11 protein-coding genes and 1 tRNA gene are annotated in these 16,256 nt (G+C 70.8%); 3 read left to right on the forward strand and 9 right to left on the reverse strand.

From position 1 onward, the window contains the following. Positions 1 to 28: 28 nt before the first annotated feature. Both QNA09_RS12360 and QNA09_RS12365 read right to left on the reverse strand, forming a co-directional pair. Positions 29 to 1,354, reverse strand: coding sequence for an ABC transporter substrate-binding protein (locus QNA09_RS12360; protein WP_010595309.1), 1,326 nt, complete (start codon positions 1,352 to 1,354; stop codon positions 29 to 31). Positions 1,355 to 1,509: 155 nt separating this feature from the next. Then, positions 1,510 to 2,124, reverse strand: coding sequence for an ANTAR domain-containing response regulator (locus tag QNA09_RS12365; protein ID WP_003937895.1), 615 nt, complete (start codon positions 2,122 to 2,124; stop codon positions 1,510 to 1,512). Between the two features lie 110 nt (positions 2,125 to 2,234). Here QNA09_RS12365 and QNA09_RS12370 point away from each other — a divergent pair. From QNA09_RS12370 to QNA09_RS12380, 3 genes are all read left to right on the forward strand, one after another. Then, positions 2,235 to 2,308, forward strand: a tRNA-Leu gene (locus QNA09_RS12370). Positions 2,309 to 2,514: 206 nt separating this feature from the next. Beyond that, entirely contained in the window at positions 2,515 to 3,297 is a 783-nt protein-coding gene (locus QNA09_RS12375) for a hypothetical protein (protein ID WP_010595308.1), read from the forward strand. Between the two features lie 151 nt (positions 3,298 to 3,448). Beyond that, the gene (locus QNA09_RS12380; protein ID WP_308072454.1) at positions 3,449 to 3,583 is read left to right on the forward strand and encodes a hypothetical protein; all 135 of its coding nucleotides are present in this window, start codon (positions 3,449 to 3,451) and stop codon (positions 3,581 to 3,583) included. Between the two features lie 157 nt (positions 3,584 to 3,740). Here QNA09_RS12380 and QNA09_RS12385 read toward each other — a convergent pair whose 3' ends face one another. The 7 genes from QNA09_RS12385 to QNA09_RS12415 all read right to left on the reverse strand — a co-directional run bounded on the left by QNA09_RS12385 (position 3,741) and on the right by QNA09_RS12415 (position 16,090). Next, positions 3,741 to 4,946, reverse strand: coding sequence for a cytochrome P450 (locus QNA09_RS12385; RefSeq protein WP_124258967.1), 1,206 nt, complete (start codon positions 4,944 to 4,946; stop codon positions 3,741 to 3,743). A gap of 23 nt (positions 4,947 to 4,969) precedes the next feature. Next, positions 4,970 to 5,785, reverse strand: coding sequence for a PDR/VanB family oxidoreductase (locus tag QNA09_RS12390; RefSeq protein ID WP_017681337.1), 816 nt, complete (start codon positions 5,783 to 5,785; stop codon positions 4,970 to 4,972). Positions 5,786 to 6,001: 216 nt separating this feature from the next. Continuing rightward, positions 6,002 to 6,790 (reverse strand): IclR family transcriptional regulator, encoded by a 789-nt coding sequence (locus tag QNA09_RS12395; protein ID WP_308072455.1) that lies wholly within the window; start codon positions 6,788 to 6,790, stop codon positions 6,002 to 6,004. Between the two features lie 28 nt (positions 6,791 to 6,818). Continuing rightward, on the reverse strand, positions 6,819 to 8,168 hold the full coding sequence (locus QNA09_RS12400; protein WP_308072456.1) for an MFS transporter: 1,350 nt from the start codon (positions 8,166 to 8,168) through the stop codon (positions 6,819 to 6,821). Positions 8,169 to 8,724: 556 nt separating this feature from the next. Continuing rightward, positions 8,725 to 13,296 carry a cation-translocating P-type ATPase gene (locus QNA09_RS12405; protein ID WP_308072457.1) on the reverse strand — a complete coding sequence of 1,524 codons (4,572 nt, stop codon included), beginning with the start codon at positions 13,294 to 13,296 and terminating at the stop codon, positions 8,725 to 8,727. Positions 13,297 to 13,467: 171 nt separating this feature from the next. Further along, positions 13,468 to 15,255 (reverse strand): ABC transporter ATP-binding protein/permease, encoded by a 1,788-nt coding sequence (locus QNA09_RS12410; RefSeq protein WP_010595302.1) that lies wholly within the window; start codon positions 15,253 to 15,255, stop codon positions 13,468 to 13,470. A gap of 394 nt (positions 15,256 to 15,649) precedes the next feature. Next, positions 15,650 to 16,090 carry a DUF4383 domain-containing protein gene (locus QNA09_RS12415; RefSeq protein ID WP_017682388.1) on the reverse strand — a complete coding sequence of 147 codons (441 nt, stop codon included), beginning with the start codon at positions 16,088 to 16,090 and terminating at the stop codon, positions 15,650 to 15,652. Positions 16,091 to 16,256: the final 166 nt, after the last annotated feature.

Below are 16,256 nucleotides of genomic sequence, written 5' to 3' on the forward strand. Positions count from 1 at the left end.
GGTTCCCGGCCCGCCCACCGAGTCGTCGTCACTCACCGACCACGATGTAGTCCTCCGTGGTGAGCGTGTTGTCCGGCCCGAACACCAGGTGCCCGTACGATCCGATCCCCGGCTCGCCGGCGTCGGTGAACTCGAGTCGGCCGGTGACACCGTCGTAGTCGATGTCCTGGCCCCCGCGCAGCAGATCGACGCACTGCTGGTAGCTGGTACACGTCGTGCCGCCCTGGGTGACGTCGTTGATGTTCGCGGCGATGTCCACACCGGCGGTGGAACCGGCCTGTTCCGCCGCGAGCGCCGAGATCACCACGGCGTCGTAGGACTCGCCGGAATAGTTGAAGTCGATCAGCGCGGGATCGACGGCCCGGAGCCGATTCTGGAAGTCCGGTCCGACGTCCGTGAGCGGCGTGGTGCCACGCATCGTGTCCAGCAGTCCCGGCGCGACGGCCTCACCGAGGGCATTGCCCATGTTTCCGTCCACGCCGTAGACGAGCATCCCGTCGGCCGGCCCGATGCCCACCTCGTGCATGCGGGTGAGAATCTTCGCGGACTCCTCGAACCCGATGAGCGCCACGGCGTCGGGCCCGAAGTTCTTGATCTGGTCGACCTCGGCGTTGAAGGACTGCGCGTTGGGGTCGTAGATGATCTTCTGGATCTGATCCTCCGGCACGCCGGCCTCGACGAGGTTGTTCTGGGTGTTGGTGGCCAGGCCGGTGCCGTACGGGTCGTTGAGCGCGATGATCGACACCCGCTGGGCACCGTCGTCCGAGATCAGCTGCGCCAGCGCCTGGGCCTGCAGCACATCGGTGGGGGCGGTGCGGAAGTACAGCCCCTTGTCGGGGTAACACACGAACTGGTCGGAGGTGTTCGCCGGCGAGAACATCACCACCCCGGCGCCGGTGATCTTGTCGATCACCTTCAACGACACCGACGACGAGGCCGCGCCCACGATCACCTGGGTTCCCGCCGCGAGCTCCCGGTCCACCGTGGAATTCGCCGTGTCGGTCGTGGTGTCGCCCGAGTCGCCGGTGATCAGTTCCACCGGCTGGTTCAGCACACCGCCGGCGGCGTTCACGTCGTCCACCGCGAGTCGCACCGCCGCCACCTCGGGCGGCCCGAGGAAGGCGAGGCTGCCGGTCTCGGGTAGCAGGGTGCCGATCTTGAGCGGTGTCGTCACCGGGGTGGCCCCGGCGGTCGCCTGCGCGGGTTCGCAGTCGGTGGTCACGGTCGTCGCCGACGCTGCGCTGTCACCGGAACCGCCCGTGGCGGAATCGTCGCTGTCCGAGCTACACCCCGCAAGGGCGAGAGACGCTGCTCCGAACACCGCAGCGGCGCGGACGAAGGTCCGTCTGGCCATCCAACTCTCCTTCGGTCGGCATGCACACCGTCTCCGGATACGTCACCGGGACGTGGCCAGAAACCTATCCGCCCCACGCGTTCCGCGAACCCGGGCGAAATCCTTGTGACGCGACCGTTATCGAAGAATTGACACCGGCGTAACGGGAAGCTCCGTCATCCCGCCGCGGCGCCGCCCAGCGTCTCGATGACCACCTCCGCGACGTGCTTCATCGTGGTGCGCCGGTCCATCGCCGCCCGCTGGATCCAGCGGAACGCCTCGGGCTCGGTCATCGCGTGCTTGTCCATGAGCAGACCCTTGGCACGGTCGACGAGTTTGCGGGTCTCGAACCGCTCGGTCAGCCCCGCCACCTCGCGCTCGAGTTCACGGATCTCCGCGAACCGGCTCGCTGCCACCTCGATCGCCGGAACGAGATCGGTCTTCGAGAACGGCTTGACGAGATACGCCATGGCGCCGGCGTCGCGGGCGCGTTCGACGAGCTCACGCTGACTGAACGCCGTGAGAATGACCACAGGTGCGATGCGCCGGGCGGCGATCTCCGAGGCGGCGTCGATGCCGTCGCGCCGGGGCATCTTCACGTCCATGATGACCAGGTCCGGCTTCAGCTGCTCCGCCAGTTCGACCGCCCGCTGCCCGTCGCCGGCCTCGCCGACCACCTCGTAGCCTTCCTCGCGGAGCATCTCCACCAGATCGAGCCTGATCAGCGCCTCGTCCTCGGCTACTACGACGCGCCGCGGCTGAGCGGGATTCTCGTGCGGGGCGGCTGTCATCGTCGGCCATCTCCTGTCGCTCGGGCGGCCCCCGTGGAGGGGGTGGAACGTTAGAAGGGTACCGGTGGCCGACGGCCGTCACCGATCTTCTACAGTGGTCTGCGCACGACGCCCCCGTATCCCAATTGGCAGAGGAAACGGATTCAAAACCCGTCCAGTGTGAGTTCGAGTCTCACCGGGGGCACCGCCACACTGCCGGCCTCCGGCCGGAATGGGGACACCGCCGGCCTCCGACTCGCGGTGCGCCCGCAGCGCCGGCGACGCGAACACGAAACCCGGGGCGCCTCCCCGCGGAAACGCTGGTAACGTGCCGACTTCGGTGAAGCGTCCGTGGCCGCAATCCCCACCGCCCCCCGATCTCGCGGTCCACGAATGGAGATGGGAGAAGGCATGAGACGCGCCCTGCTCCTCGTGACGGCGTGTGCGGCCGTGCTGCTCGCCCCGGCGCCGGGTGCGGCCGCGCACGTACCGGACGAGCGGATCGTGCTGCGCCCCGGCGACGGAATCACCTTCACCAGCGCCGATCCCGCGCCGGGTTGGTGCTCGGTCGGCGCGGTCGGTCACGACCGGGAGGGCCGCCTCGTCGCCGTCACCGCCGGACACTGCTGGCAGAACGGCGCCGGCGAGGTGTGGAAGGTCGGCGAGCAGGGCCACGGACCGATCGGCACCGAGACGTCCGTCTACAGCCCCGGCTCGGTGGACCCCCTCGGGGTGCCGACCGACGCGGTGCCGGACTACGCGGTGATCCTGCTCGACGAGACCAGGGTGCGCGGGTCGAACACGTCGGCCCCGGACGCCGACGGCGAGGTCGTGGCGCTCGAGTCGATCGGCTCGCTGCCGGACGGCGACCAGGACATCGGCCGGCACTGCGCGGCCGGGCACACGACCGGGATCGCATGCGGGCCGTTGCCCCTCGTCGACGCCCTGGACGTCGCCGGCACCCGGGACGTGCTGGTGAACCCGAACTCGCTCAATTCGTGGCTCGTGATGCAACAGGGCGACTCCGGTGGTCCACTGGTCCGCACCGACACCGGCGAGTGGCTCGGCCTCGCCGTCGGCTACCGCCCCGACGATGTGCGCTTCGCGGTCTACCAGCGGGCCGACCGGATCGTCGAGGACCTCGACGCCCGGGGCGGCATCGGCGCCGGATTCACCCTCGTGTGCACCCCGTGACGAGGCGAGTCGTCGCCGCGGACGTCGTCGCCGCGGACGTCGTCTCCGTGTCCGCGCCGTCGTCCGGCGAGGTCCCCCGCGCGGACGATTCGTCGACCGTTCTTTCCTCGTTCGTCAACTTCGGTTCATCCGGCGTCCCTACGGTCGAGGCATGTCGAACCCGATGGTCGCAGTGGGCCCGGATGCGGTGGTCGGCGCCGTGGTCCGGCTGCTCACTCCCCCGCTGTGCGAACTGTACGCCGTGCTGATGCGCGCCGGTGTGGTGGTCGTCGTCGTCGACGACTGACGCCGGCGGCGTCGGTGACAACTGACGCCGCCGGCGTCGGTGACAACCGCCCGGCTCGGCGTGTCAGGCCGAACCCGAAGGGTCACTCGGTGAGCCGCCGGGTGTCGGTGGTCGGCCGATCGAACTCGCGGGGCACGGTGTCTCTGTGCCTCGTCGCTCACGCGAGTCGGACGCGGATCGGCACCGACCGCCACGAGCGGAGGGTGTTGTTCAGGTGCCGGTGCACCGGACCGTCGACCTCGATCGACTCGACCCGTGTGGCCAGCGCCGTGAGTAGCGCCTCCGATTCGAGACGCGCGACGTGCTGGCCGACACACTGGTGGATGCCCATCCCGAACCCGACGTGACCGGACGGGTCGCGCGCGAGGTCGAACGCGTCGGGCCGCTCCCAGCGTCGGGGGTCACGGTTGGCCGCGCCGAGGAACAGCAGAACCTTGTGGCCGTCGGGGATGACGGTGCCGCCGATCTCGATGTCGCGGGTGGCGGTGCGGAAGAAGGTCTGCACGGGCGACTCCCAGCGCACCGCCTCGTCGAACGCGGTCCGCGCCAGCGACGGGTTCGCCCGCACCGCTCGCCATTGCTCGGGGTGGGTAGCGAACGCGTACAGTACGGCAGCCAGCCCGTTGACGGTCGTGTCGACCCCTGCGGTGAGGAGCGACCGAACAATCAGGGGTGCCTGGTCGTGGGTGATGTCACCGCGATCCGCCGCGGCCCAGATCTGCGCTCCGAAGCCGCCCTCGGTCAGGACGTCGCGCGCGCACTGGGCGTTGACCCAGGCCGACAGATCTCGGATCCGCGAGATACCCCGGTCGACCAGGCTGTTGGCGGGGCCGAAGGCATTGAAGGTGTGGTCCCCGTACGGCAGCAGATTCTCCCGCCCGGCGTCGGGTATACCGACGGCGTCCGGGAACACCCGCAGCGGGAACGCCGCGGCCAGGTCGGTGACGGCATCGAGTTCGGTTCCTCGGGTCAGGACCTCGTCGACCAGATCCTCGGCGTCGTCGATCCAGGCGTTCCGGAGCGTGCGCAGCGCGCGGGGACCGAGGATGCGGGTGAGGAGCGCACGGGGGGCGTCGTGGTGCGGCGGGTCCGCCTCGAGCAGCAGGCTCGGTGGCCGCCAGGGCTTCTCGTAACGGAAGTTGCTCAGTCCGACACCCGCGGCGGACTGGAACGACTGCCAGTCGGTGAGGGCGGCGTGCACCTGCTCGTAACGACCCATGCCGAACACGCCGAGACGGTCGAGGCGGACGACGGGCCCGGCCTCGCGGAGTTCCTCCTGGAACGGTAGGGGGTTGTCGAGAACATCGAGGTCGAACGGGTCGGCGTCGCTGATCGGTGTTCCGGTCGGTGCGAGAGTTGTCATGGCGAGATCCCTTGGTGAGGTGGTCAGAGGTCGAGTACCAGGCGGTCGGAGCACGATCGCGAAACGCAGACGAGCATGCAGTCCACGGCCGCTCGTTCGCCGTCGTCGAGTACGGAGTCGCGGTGGTCGGGCTCTCCGGCCAGGACCGTGGTCTCACAAGTTCCGCAGGTGCCTTCGCGACACGACGAGAGCACGCCCACACCGGCTGCCCGCAGCGCGTCGAGCACGCTCTGCTGCGGCGTGACGGAGATCGTGCGGCCCGACCTGGCCAGTTCGATGTCGAAGGGGCTGTTGCGGACCGGGGCCGGCTGCTCCCGAGGGACGAAGCGTTCGAGCCGCAACGCGCCCTTCGGCCAGGACGTGGCGCGGCTCGTGAGCGCATCGAGCAGCGGTACCGGACCGCACGCGTACACCTTCGCGCCGGCCGCCGCGGCTTCGGTGGCGACGTCGAGGTCGAGTCGACCCTTCTGGTCCTGGGGGACGAGGGAGACCCGCTCGCCGTACCGCGCGAGTTCGTCGCCGAATGCCATCGTGTCACGGGTACGGCCGCCGTAGAGGAGGTGCCAGTCGGCGGCGATCGAGTCTGCTTGCCGGATCATCGGCAGCAGTGGGGTGATGCCGATGCCGCCGGCGAGGAACAGGTACCGCGACGAGGGCACCATCCGGAAATTGTTGCGGGGACCGCCGATACCGACGAGATCGCCGACGGCCAGGTGATCGTGGATGTACGCCGACCCCCCGCGGCCGTGCGGCTCGCGTAGCACGGCGACGCGGTAGGTGTGGGCGTCCCAGCGGTCGCCGCACAGCGAGTACTGGCGGGTGAGTCCGTTGGGCAGCATCAGGTCGATGTGCGCACCCGGCGCCCAGTCCGGCAGGCGCCTACCGTCGGGATGGGCGAGCGTCAGGGCAGTAACACCCTGTGCTGCAGACTCTTTCGCAATGACTCGCACAGCCGACTCCGTGGCGGCAATGTGATCGGACACGACAAACTCCTCTGTCTCGTCGTCGGATCGAGGATCGTCCGGACCGTGAAGTTCACACCAGACGTTTCTCGATCATTGAGAGAAAATGTGTGCGGTGGGTGACCGGCTCGGCGGCGTCGGGTGGGAGATCACTCGGGATATGCCTCGAGCGGCGGCCTGCAGTGCCGGGATCTGCGCGTAAGCGGAGGGGTCGTTCGGCACGATCAACCCCAGTGCGGCGACGACCTCCTCGTACGCCCCGCGGACGGGGACCGCCACGCCGGTGGTGTCGGGGTGGAGGTGGCCCGCGCAGAGCGCGTATCCCTGTCTGCGGATCTGCGCCAGCGCAGCACGCAGATCCCGGGGGGTGTGGATGGTGTGCTCGGTGAAGGCGCGCATCGGCGCGTTCATCACCTCGTCCTGCACCTCGATCGGACTGTGCGCGAGCAGCACGAGCCCGGACGAGGAGGCGTGCAGTGGTAGCCGACCGGCGACGCGCGTGAAGTTGACGGCCGCCCCGCGCGCGGTGAGTCGTTCCAGGAACAGCACCTCGGTGCCCTCCCGGACCGCCAGCTGGGTGTGCTGGTCGACCACCGCGTGCAGGTCCTCCATGAACGGACGCGCCGCCTCCCGCAGGCTCACCGTGGGTGACGACCGTGAGGCCACCTCCCACAGGCGCACCCCGACCCGCACTCGACGGCCGTCACGTTCGAGCCATCCGCACCGGACGAGTTCCTCGATCAGCCGGGAGGCGGTGGCGACGTGCAGGCCTGCGCGCCGGGCGATCTCGGAGACCGTCAGCGTGGAATCGTCGATGCCGAACGCCTCGATGACGCGTGCCGCGCGGGCAAGGACAGACTCTCCCGTGGGAACTCGCGCCACGCCCACTCCTCTCCACGGCCGCCCGGACTCACACGATGGTGAGTTCACCCTCGACGGTAGTCACGCCGCTTCGCGCCGTGACACGAACAACGGAGACCACCACCCCTGCACCCAGGAAAGCGACGGCGACAAGCAGGTACAGCTGGGTCGCGGTCCATCCGGCGTCGAGGAACCCACCCGCGACGATCGGTGACATGATCGCGCCGATGCGTCCGACGCCGATGCCCCAGCCCATGCCGGTAGCGCGCAGGGAAGGCGAGTACACGGCCGGGGTCAGCGCGTAGAGCCCGCCGATGCAGCCGTTCACGACGACGCCGATCGCTGCACCGAGGACGAAGCCCACCGCGACGGTCCCCATGGCAGGCACGAATACGGCGAGCAGGATCGCCGACGCGACCAGGTATCCGACCAGGACGCGTCCGAGGCGGAACCGGACTGTCAGCACGCCGAGGAGGGCGGTGCCGAAGATGCCGCCCAGATTGAGCAGCACACCGCCGGTGATCCCCTGCGTCGCGGACATCCCGGCCTCCACCAGCAGCTTCGGCGTCCAACTCGTCACGAAGTAGAAACCGAACATCGTCAGGAAGAAGGCACCCCAGATCAACAGGGTGTTCCGACGCTGTCCCGGGACGAGCAGGGCGGTCGGTCCGACACCGCGCTTCCGGGCATCGGCAGTGGCAGGGGCCGGGGGCAGCGCGCTCACCGGCGAGTGGCCCGCGCGGACTGCGAACGAATTGATGCGCTCGAGTGCGTTCGCCGGGCGGCGGGCGAACAGGAAGTCGAGGGACTCCGGCAGCCGGAACCAGACGAGCGGGATCAGGGCCGCGGTGCACACACCGCCGAAGAGGAATACCGAACGCCAACCGGACGAACTCTGCAGGACCACGGCCACCACGCCCCCGAGTGTCGCCCCGACCGCGTAGCCGGTGGAGTTGAGGGTCACGGCCAGGCCGCGAAAGCGATTCGACGCGAACTCACTGGAGATGACATTGCTGCTGGCCAGGATTCCACCGATGCCGATACCGGTGAGCACGCGCAGCGCGCCGAGTTGGCCGGCGTTCTGGCTCACCGCCGAGATCAGCATGCCGGTGGACGACAGAGTCAGGCAGACGAGGATCATGGTCCGGCGACCCACACGATCCGCCCACGGCGCGAGGGCGATCGAACCGATCGCCATTCCGAACAAGCCCGCACTGAGCAGCAGACCCAGGACCGATCCTGAGATGCCCCACTCCTGCGAGACGGATTGGGAGGTGAAGGCCATGACGAGGACGTCGAAACCGTCGAGCACGTTCAGCGCTACACACAGTGCGACCGCTGTCCACTGGAACCGACTCATGGGGCCGGTGACGATACGGTGGCGCAGATCGAGTTCCACGCGAATCTCCTTGCGTTGGAGGGATGCCGGGCACCGGGGAACAGTGCCCGCGGAGCGACAAGAAGCATCACCGGCTCGGATGCGGCGTCGCTACGGAACTCTCAATGGTTGATAGGAAATCATGTGCGGCACGTCTCAGTGCCGGCCCTTTGTGTTCGAGGCCATTGCCCACGGGCCGGATCGAGCGGCGTCGACCTCATCGGCATGTCGCCGGGTGCCCAGGGCGCTGTGTGGACGGGGTGCCCAGGGCACGGTGTGGGCCGGGTGCCCAGGGCACGGTGTGGGCCGGGTGCCCAGGGCACGGTGTGGACGGGGTGCCCAGGGCACGGTGTGGACGGGGTGCCCAGGGCACGGTGTGGCCACCGAGCATCGATCAGCGCGCCTCGAGATCCATGCACGGACTCCCCTCGGCGTGGGGTCCGGCCGGGTCGGGTGTCGACGGTGTACCAGGCCGGCGGGCGAACATGTAGGTCGACGGATGGACGGCCCGGGGGTCCGGCGGTGAACTCGGCGCCCCGCGTGGTACGCACGGCGAGCGCGTCGGCCGGCCTCGCGACTACTTCTCTCCCCCTGCCGGCGCGACCCGAGGGTCCGTGGCTGCCGGGGTCTCGGAAGCGTCTCCGGGTTCTCGCGGCGCAAGCACCGACGTCACCACCGCGCCGATCGCCGGTAGCCGTTGCGCGGCGGTCGAGGCGACGGCGGCGAGCACGGTGGCTGCTCCCGCGCACCCGAGTGCCTGGGTCCACCCCACCGGGCCGATCGGCACGCAGCCCAGCAGTCCGCTCACCCCCGGCGTGCTGATCAGTGCGGCCATCACGGCGAGCGAGCCGAGGACGGTGCCGACGACGAGGGGGCTGCGCGAGTCGAGCAGGGTCTGCCCGAGCTGAGCGCCCACGAGCGCGACGAGCGCCACCGTCGATGCACGCGCGTTCGAGCCCGTCATCCGTGCCATGGCCCAGGCCGCGGTGGCCGCGGCCGCGGTAGTGGCGCCGCGGACGGCCACGGTGTGCAGGAGCGCGGACTCGTCGGGCCGCGGCGCGGGACCGGAGCCGTCGATGCGGGGGGTACTGACGGCCAGGGCCGCTGCCGGGAGCGCGTCGGTGAGCATGTTCACCAGCAGCAGCTGCCGGGCATTGAGCGGGGAGCGGCCGGTGACCAGGCTGCCGAGTAGCGCGAACGCGACCTCACCCGCGTTGCCGCCGAGCAGGACCGCCACGGCGGCCTGGACCCGCTGCCACAGCACGCAGCCCTCGTCGAGCGCGTCGAGCAGACCCGCGACGCGCCCCTCGAGCAGCACGACGTCGGCCGCGCCGCGCGCGGGGTCGCTGCCGTGGGAAGCCACGCCGATTCCGACGCTCGCGGCGCGGATCGCGGCGGCGTCGTTGGCGCCGTCGCCGACCATGGCGCACACGTGTCCGGCGTGTTCGAGGGTTTGCACGATCTGCACCTTGTGCTCGGGGGACATCCGCGCGAAGACGAGGCACTGCTCCACGGCGTGCTTTCGTTCGGTGTGCGAGAGCCCGTCCCATTCCGCACCACTGAGTACCTGATCCGTGCCGACGGGCAGGCCCAGTTCGGCGGCGATCGCGACGGCGGTCACCGGGTGGTCGCCGGTGACGAGCCGGACGGCGACGCCCTGCTCGAGCAGCGCGGGCAGCAATCCGGCCGCGTCGGCCCGCGGTGTGTCGGACAATCCGATCAGCCCGACGTGCCGCAGCCCGTTCCCGCACAGTTCCGCGAGGGCATCGGGATCGTCCGTCGCCCAATCGGTTTCGGAGTGGTTCAGGTCACGCTGCCCCACCGCGATCACCCGTAGGCCCTCGGCGGCCAGGGCGTGCACCCGCTCCCGGAGTTCGGGGCTGTCGTCACCGTAGGCACCGAGCATCGTCTCCGGGGCGCCCTTGACCGCCAGGTGGTTTCCGGCGATCGCGGCAGCGTAGGCCCGGCCGGACCGGAACGGCAGGTGGGCGGTCCGTTCGGCGGCCCGGTCCGCGACGGCGGCGGCATGCGCGGACTCGACGATCGCGACGTCGGTGGCGTGCTCGGGCGCTCCCCCGTTCGCCGGGATGCCGGTGCGGGCGGCGTAGGCCAGCACGTCCTGCCGGGTGAAGCCGGGGGCGGCTTCGACCGTGACGACTCGCAGACGGTTCTCGCTGAGTGTGCCCGTCTTGTCGAAGCAGACGACGTCGACACGGCTGAGGGCCTCGATCGAGCGGGGTGCGCGCACGAGGGTCGAGCGCTTGGTGAGCCGGCGGGCGGATGCGACCTGAGCGAGGGTGGCTACGAGGGTCAGCCCTTCCGGCACGGCCGCGACGGTGACCGCCACACCGCTGGTCACTGCCGCGCGGATTCCGGTGCCGCGCAGCAACCCCAGTGCGGCAACGAGTACGCCGCCGCCGAGGCTGACGGGCAGCGCGCGGCGGGTGAGGGTGCTCAGGCGTGCCTGCAGCCCCACTTCCCGGACCTGTGCGGGCGCCATCGCGGTGGCGCGACGGGCCTCGGTGGCCCCTCCCACCGCCGTCACGATCGTCACCGCGGTGCCGGTGAGCACGGTGGTGCCCGCGTAGAGCATGCAGGCGCGTTCGGCCAGCGGCGCCCCCGGCGTCGATTCACTCTGCTTGGCGACCGGAAGCGACTCCCCGGTCAGGGCCGACTCGTCGACCTCGACCCCGTCGGCGTGGACGATGCGCCCGTCCGCGGGCACGACCTCGCCCGGACGGACCTCGACGACGTGTCCGGGGCGCAGCCCGGCCGCGGGGACCCCGACGTACCGCCGGTCCCCGCGCGGGCCGGCGACGCGGCGGGCAGGTGGGTCTTGCACCGCCAGAAGCCTTTTCAGAAGACGTTCGGCGCGCAGACGCTGGGCGGCCGAAAGCGCGGCGTTGAGCAGCAGTACGGATCCGACGAGTACGGCATCGAGCGGCGATCCGAGCACCGCGCTCGCCGCGGAGCCCGTGGCGAGGACCGGCGTCAGCGGGTCCGCCAGTTCGGTGCGCACGGCCCGGGTGAAGTCGGCCGCGGATCCGAGCGGACGGACACCGACCCGCCGGACGCCCCGCACCACGCGCATCCGGGTCCGCGCTCGCCACCCGGAGTCCGCTGCGGGCGTGAGCAGGTCGCCCGGTGCGGGGAGGAGCGCGCAGACCTCGTCCACCGGAAGGGCATGCCAGTCGTGGGCCGAACGTGGTTGCGGCAGCGGCGCGGCCAGCGCGGCGCGGGCCGCCGACGTTCCGGCCCACAACCCGGCCGCGGCGCCGGCGGTGACCGACTCCGGACCGCTGCCGGGCACGCCGGGCACCATGAGCAACGTCCCGAGGGCGGACGCGTCGCGGGCGATCTCCACGCCGCGCCGGCTTGCGGTCCGCGCGGCCGGGAGCGCGTGCAGGATCCGCCACGCGCCGGTCAGATCGCGAATCATCACGTCCGCCGACCAGGGTGGGCGGTGCCCGTCGCGGAGGACACCGAGGCCCACGTCGGCCAGGCCGAGAGCCTGCGCTGCCTCGACGGTGAGGACCGCGACGGTGCAGCCGCCGCGTTGCAGCTTGTCGACGACGTCGAACAGGGTCGTGTCCATCGACTCGGCGACGGGTTCGAGACGGTCGAAGCCGTTCCGCAGTGATCCCATCGCCTCGTCCTCCGCGGAGACCACGGCGATCCCCGCGCGTCGGGCGGCGGCGAGCACGGCGGAGGCGTAGCGGTCGTGGACCGGTCCGATCAGTACCTGTGCGTCGGCGGGAAGGTGCCCGGGCGCGTCCGGCACGGCGGAGACGGGGTGCCGGCCGGCGGTCAGGATGCCACGGTCGACCGCCGCCCGAGCCCGGTCCCACACCGCGCTGCGGTCGCGGTCGGGGACGCCGTTCAGTCGCGTCACCGTGAGGGCGGAGGTGTACAGGGCGCGGGGGTCGACGACGAGCGCGTCGACCCGGTCGAGACGGCGCAGCACGTCCGGGCGCAGAGTCAGCACTCCGCGGGCGGCGAGCCCGCGGGCGAGGGTGGCGGCGAAGGATTCCCGCGCGGTGCGGGTGGCCTTGGGGACGGCGACGAGCGCCGCGGTGCCGGCGGTGGCGGGTTTGCCGGTCAGCATCCCGGCCGCTGCCGCGCCGGCGAGTCCGGCCCAGCCGGCGCGGTCGGTGTAGCGCTCGACCACTCCGGCCGCCGGTTCGGTGGGACGGGCCGGACGATGTGGGCAGTGGGCCACGGCCGCGTGGGCGGCGAGTTCCGGTTCGAAGTCGCGCCAGGCGCGCCGCATCGCCAGTGTCTCGCCCACGAGGACGGTCCGGGTGACGGCTTCGACGGCGGCCGACGCCGGTGCGAGGGTCAGGGTGTGCAGCACGGTGGTCCCGGCGGCCAGCAGCAGGTCCGCCCTGCCGGTCCCCAGTGCGGATTCGACGAGGGCGCGGATGCGGGGGTGATAGTCCGACACGAGCACCGGGGCGGCTGCGGCGCCGGGCAGGCGCGGCAGGCGCAGACGGCGTCCCGTCGCGGTCAGTACCAGCCCGGTGACGGCGGTGGCCGCGGACACGCCCCGCCGGACGAGCAGGACGTCGTCGCCGGGCAGCCCGGGCGGGGCGGCGGGGTGTTCGGTGGCGGCGGAGTCGTCGGTTGGGACACAGTGTTCGGTTGCAACACAGTCGGTTTCGACGCGCTCGACGATGCGCCGTAGGGCGCGGTCCGTAGGTCCGTCCGGGTCCGTGGACACCACGAGGCGGCACCAGGGGCGGTGCAGTTCGGCCGTGGCCACGCCCGGGGTGGCCCGGATCGCGGCGAGGACCCGGTCGCCGAGCGCCGCGCCGTCCGGGCCGTCGAGGCCCCGGACTTCGATCCAGGTTCGGGCACCGTTCGCCGCGCAGCGCCGGGCGGGGCGTCCGCTGCCCGCTTCCCGGGCGACGTCGGCGACGAGATGGAGGATCGCCGCGGGGGCCGGCGCGGCGACCGCGGCGACGGGGGCACGGAGCAACGCCGTCCCGACGCCTGCCGCCGTGGCGGCGCCGACGACGGCGGCGTCGAGGGCGACGCCGGCACCGGCGGCCGCGACCCGGACGCCGCCCCGCAGCGCGGATCCGGGAAGGGACATCAGGGTGGTGACCGACCGATGCGGGCGCCGCCGGCGGGAAGTTCCGTGGTGCATGGTGTCCTCCTCGGCTGGCGCACGCGCATTCCGGCCCGGGACCGGGCACCGGTGCCACTGCCGGCCGTTCCCGTCGGCCGTCGCCGGCATCGAGGTCACCGATCCTTCAGCGTAGTTCGGTCGCCGCGCGGTGTGGACCCGAGTCGGGCAGATTCGCCGGGCGGCCGGGTCTCAGCGGACGCTCTCGGTGACCGTCCAGCGTCCCTCCCCCTGCAGTTCGAGGACCCGGTCGTGGAACGTGTCGAGGGTGCTGCGGTGCCCGACGCTGACGATGACGCTGTCCGGCAGGGCCTCGCGGAGGGTGCGATAGAGCGCGTGTTCGAGCCCTTCGTCCACGGCGCCGGTGGCCTCGTCGAGGAACACCGTGCGCGGCCGGGCCAGCAGGACTCGTGCGAAGCCGAGGCGCTGCTGCTCCCCGGGCGAGAGCACGCGCGCCCAGTCGGTGTCGTCGTCGAGACGTTCGGTCAGGTGCCCGAGGTGCACGCGGTCGAGCACCTCGCCGAGTTGCGCGTCGTCGGGCATCGGCGGACGAGGGTAGGACAGGGCTTCGCGCAGCGTCCCGAGCGGCACGTAGGGATCCTGGGACAGGAACAGCGCGTCGCCGATCGGACGCGCGATCCGGCCGTGTGCGTACGGCCAGAGCCCGGCGAGGGAGCGCAGCAACGTCGTCTTGCCGCTGCCGGAAGCGCCGCGCACGAGCAGGGCCTCGCCGGGCGGGATGTCGATGTCGAGGCCGGTCACGAGGGGACGGCCGGACGGGGTCCGGACGTCGAGACCGTGCATGTCGAGTGTGTCGCCCTGCTCGGTCGCGACGAGGACGGGCAGCTTCGCCGCCTGCTCGGTGGCGTCGAGCAATCCGTTGAGCCGGATGGTGGTGGCCCGGAACGCGGCGAAGTCGTCGTAGGACTCGCGGAAGAAGGACAGCGATTCGTGGACCTGGCCGAAGGCGTTGCCGGTCTGCATCACGTCGCCGAGGGTGATCTGTCCGGCGAACAGTCGCGGCCCCTGGATGAGGAACGGGAAGATCACCGCGATCTGGTTGACGGTCAGGTTGAAGCCGTCGAACTTCAGGATCCGGAACACGATCCGCCACCAGTTGCGGATCACCGCGGCGAATCGGCTCAGCAGGCCACCCCGCTCGACACCCTCCCCACGGTAGAAGGCGATGTTCTCGCCGTACTCGCGGACGCGGACCAGGGCGTAGCGGTAGGTGGCGCCGAGCTTCTCGTTGAGGAAGTTCAGGCGGATCAGCGGCCGGCCGATCCAGAACGCCACCGCGGTGGTGACCAGCACGTAGAGATAGACCAGGAACACCATGGCACGGGGGATCTCGGTGCCGAAGACGGTGATCGGGCCCGACAGGTCCCACAGGATGCCGGTGAAGCTGACGATGGACAGCACCGCGGTGACCGCTCCCATCGACAGGATGCGGGTGGTGGTGACGAAATCGGTGACGTCGACCTGGATGCGCTGATCGGGGTTGTCCACGGGCGGATCGACGAACCGGTCCCGGTAGAACGCGCCGGTGTCGAGCCAGGTGTCGACGAGCCGGTTGTTCAGGTGGGTGCGCCAGTGGATGTCGAGGGTCTGGCCGAGCAGGTACGCGACGAGGCTGCGCGCCACGTGGATGGTGGCGAGCACGGCGAACACCCGCATGAACCGCCAGAACGCCGCCTCGTCGAGATTCTGGATCGCGGTGTAGAAGTCGTTGTACCAGTACGAGAACAGCACGTTGACCCGCACCGCGAAGACGGTGAACAGCAGAACCAGGGCCACGAGTCCGAGCGGGCCGAGGCCACGGCGGGGATCGAAGTAGGGCTGCGCGATGCGCCACCACTGCCGCCCCCAGTGGGTTGCCCGTGCGAGCAGCGCCACCACGACGACGAACACCACCGCTGTGATCACATACGCCTTCAGCGTCCACCAGGCGCTGTCGACGAGTACATTTCCCCACTCCATCGGTCGCCACTCCCGTCTGCCGCGCCATCGCGCGATCCATGCGGACGATTGTGGCCCCCGTTCCGGGTGCGCGACGCCGATTCGGCGGTCGACCACTGCGACGCGACCGACCGCGCGGTCCTCGCCACGAGTTTCGCTGCGGCTCCGGACCGTGCTGCTTCACCTCGGGCACGGCGGGTATCCGACGGTCATGGAAATTCTGGGAATTCTCATTCTGGTCGGAGTGGTCGTCTACGTGGTGGTCCAGCGTCGCCGGAGCGGGCCGCGGAGGTGAACGCCGCTCGGCAGGCGCGCCGCGGTCGAGGCCGATCGCCGCGTGTCCGTCGGCGGGGTGGTGCGAAACGCGGCCGGTCCTCGCCGCGAGCGGCGAGGACCGGCGGTCGAGGGGTGACGGTCAGCGGGTACCGGGCACGGCGCGGTGCGTCGTGGTCCGGCGGGTGAGGAGGTAGCCGAGGGCGATCATGCCCACCCCGAGAACGAAGTGCAGCCAGTCGTCGGCGGAGTTGACCGGCACGAAGTTGGCCGAGCTGTCCTTGTCGATGATCAGGCCGTAGAGCCACAGCACCAGGTAGATGATGCCGCCGCCGATGAGGTAGGACCGGGCGGCACCCACCGTGCGGGCCATCGCGACGCCCGCCACGCCGAAGAGCAGATGCACGATGTTGTGGAGGATCGAGACTTCGAAGATCCCGAGCAGGAGGGCCTCGGACTCGTGTCCGGCGAACGTCATGGTGTCGTAGTTGGTCGTGATTCCGGGAATGAACCCGAGAATGCCGACGAGGAGGAACACCACGCCGACAGCGAGGGCGGCTGTCTGCACCGGTGTCCGGGTCATAGTTCGTCCTGCGTGCTCGGCCATGGCCGGCTCCTTTCGTTCGAACACGTGACCGGAGCCGGATCGGCTGCGGCTGTCGGAGTGATACCTCCGGGCACACCGGCGAAACCTCGCTTTCGGGGTTTTTCCCGAATCGGCGGCGGGCCGCACCTCACCGGGTGGGCCC

This window comes from Rhodococcus sp. AH-ZY2, from assembly GCF_030916465.1.
Lineage (GTDB): Bacteria > Actinomycetota > Actinomycetes > Mycobacteriales > Mycobacteriaceae > Rhodococcus > Rhodococcus ruber.

What these genes read in the sequence shown, in the direction of transcription:
- QNA09_RS12360 (WP_010595309.1), bottom strand. Translation starts at nt 1,354, where the DNA reads ATGGCCAGACGGACCTTCGTCCGCGCCGCTGCGGTGTTCGGAGCAGCG.
- QNA09_RS12365 (WP_003937895.1), bottom strand. Translation starts at nt 2,124, where the DNA reads ATGACAGCCGCCCCGCACGAGAATCCCGCTCAGCCGCGGCGCGTCGTA.
- QNA09_RS12375 (WP_010595308.1), top strand. Translation starts at nt 2,515, where the DNA reads ATGAGACGCGCCCTGCTCCTCGTGACGGCGTGTGCGGCCGTGCTGCTC.
- QNA09_RS12380 (WP_308072454.1), top strand. Translation starts at nt 3,449, where the DNA reads ATGTCGAACCCGATGGTCGCAGTGGGCCCGGATGCGGTGGTCGGCGCC.
- QNA09_RS12385 (WP_124258967.1), bottom strand. Translation starts at nt 4,946, where the DNA reads ATGACAACTCTCGCACCGACCGGAACACCGATCAGCGACGCCGACCCG.
- QNA09_RS12390 (WP_017681337.1), bottom strand. Translation starts at nt 5,785, where the DNA reads ATGCTGCCCAACGGACTCACCCGCCAGTACTCGCTGTGCGGCGACCGC.
- QNA09_RS12405 (WP_308072457.1), bottom strand. Translation starts at nt 13,296, where the DNA reads ATGCACCACGGAACTTCCCGCCGGCGGCGCCCGCATCGGTCGGTCACC.
- QNA09_RS12410 (WP_010595302.1), bottom strand. Translation starts at nt 15,255, where the DNA reads ATGGAGTGGGGAAATGTACTCGTCGACAGCGCCTGGTGGACGCTGAAG.
- QNA09_RS12415 (WP_017682388.1), bottom strand. Translation starts at nt 16,090, where the DNA reads ATGACCCGGACACCGGTGCAGACAGCCGCCCTCGCTGTCGGCGTGGTG.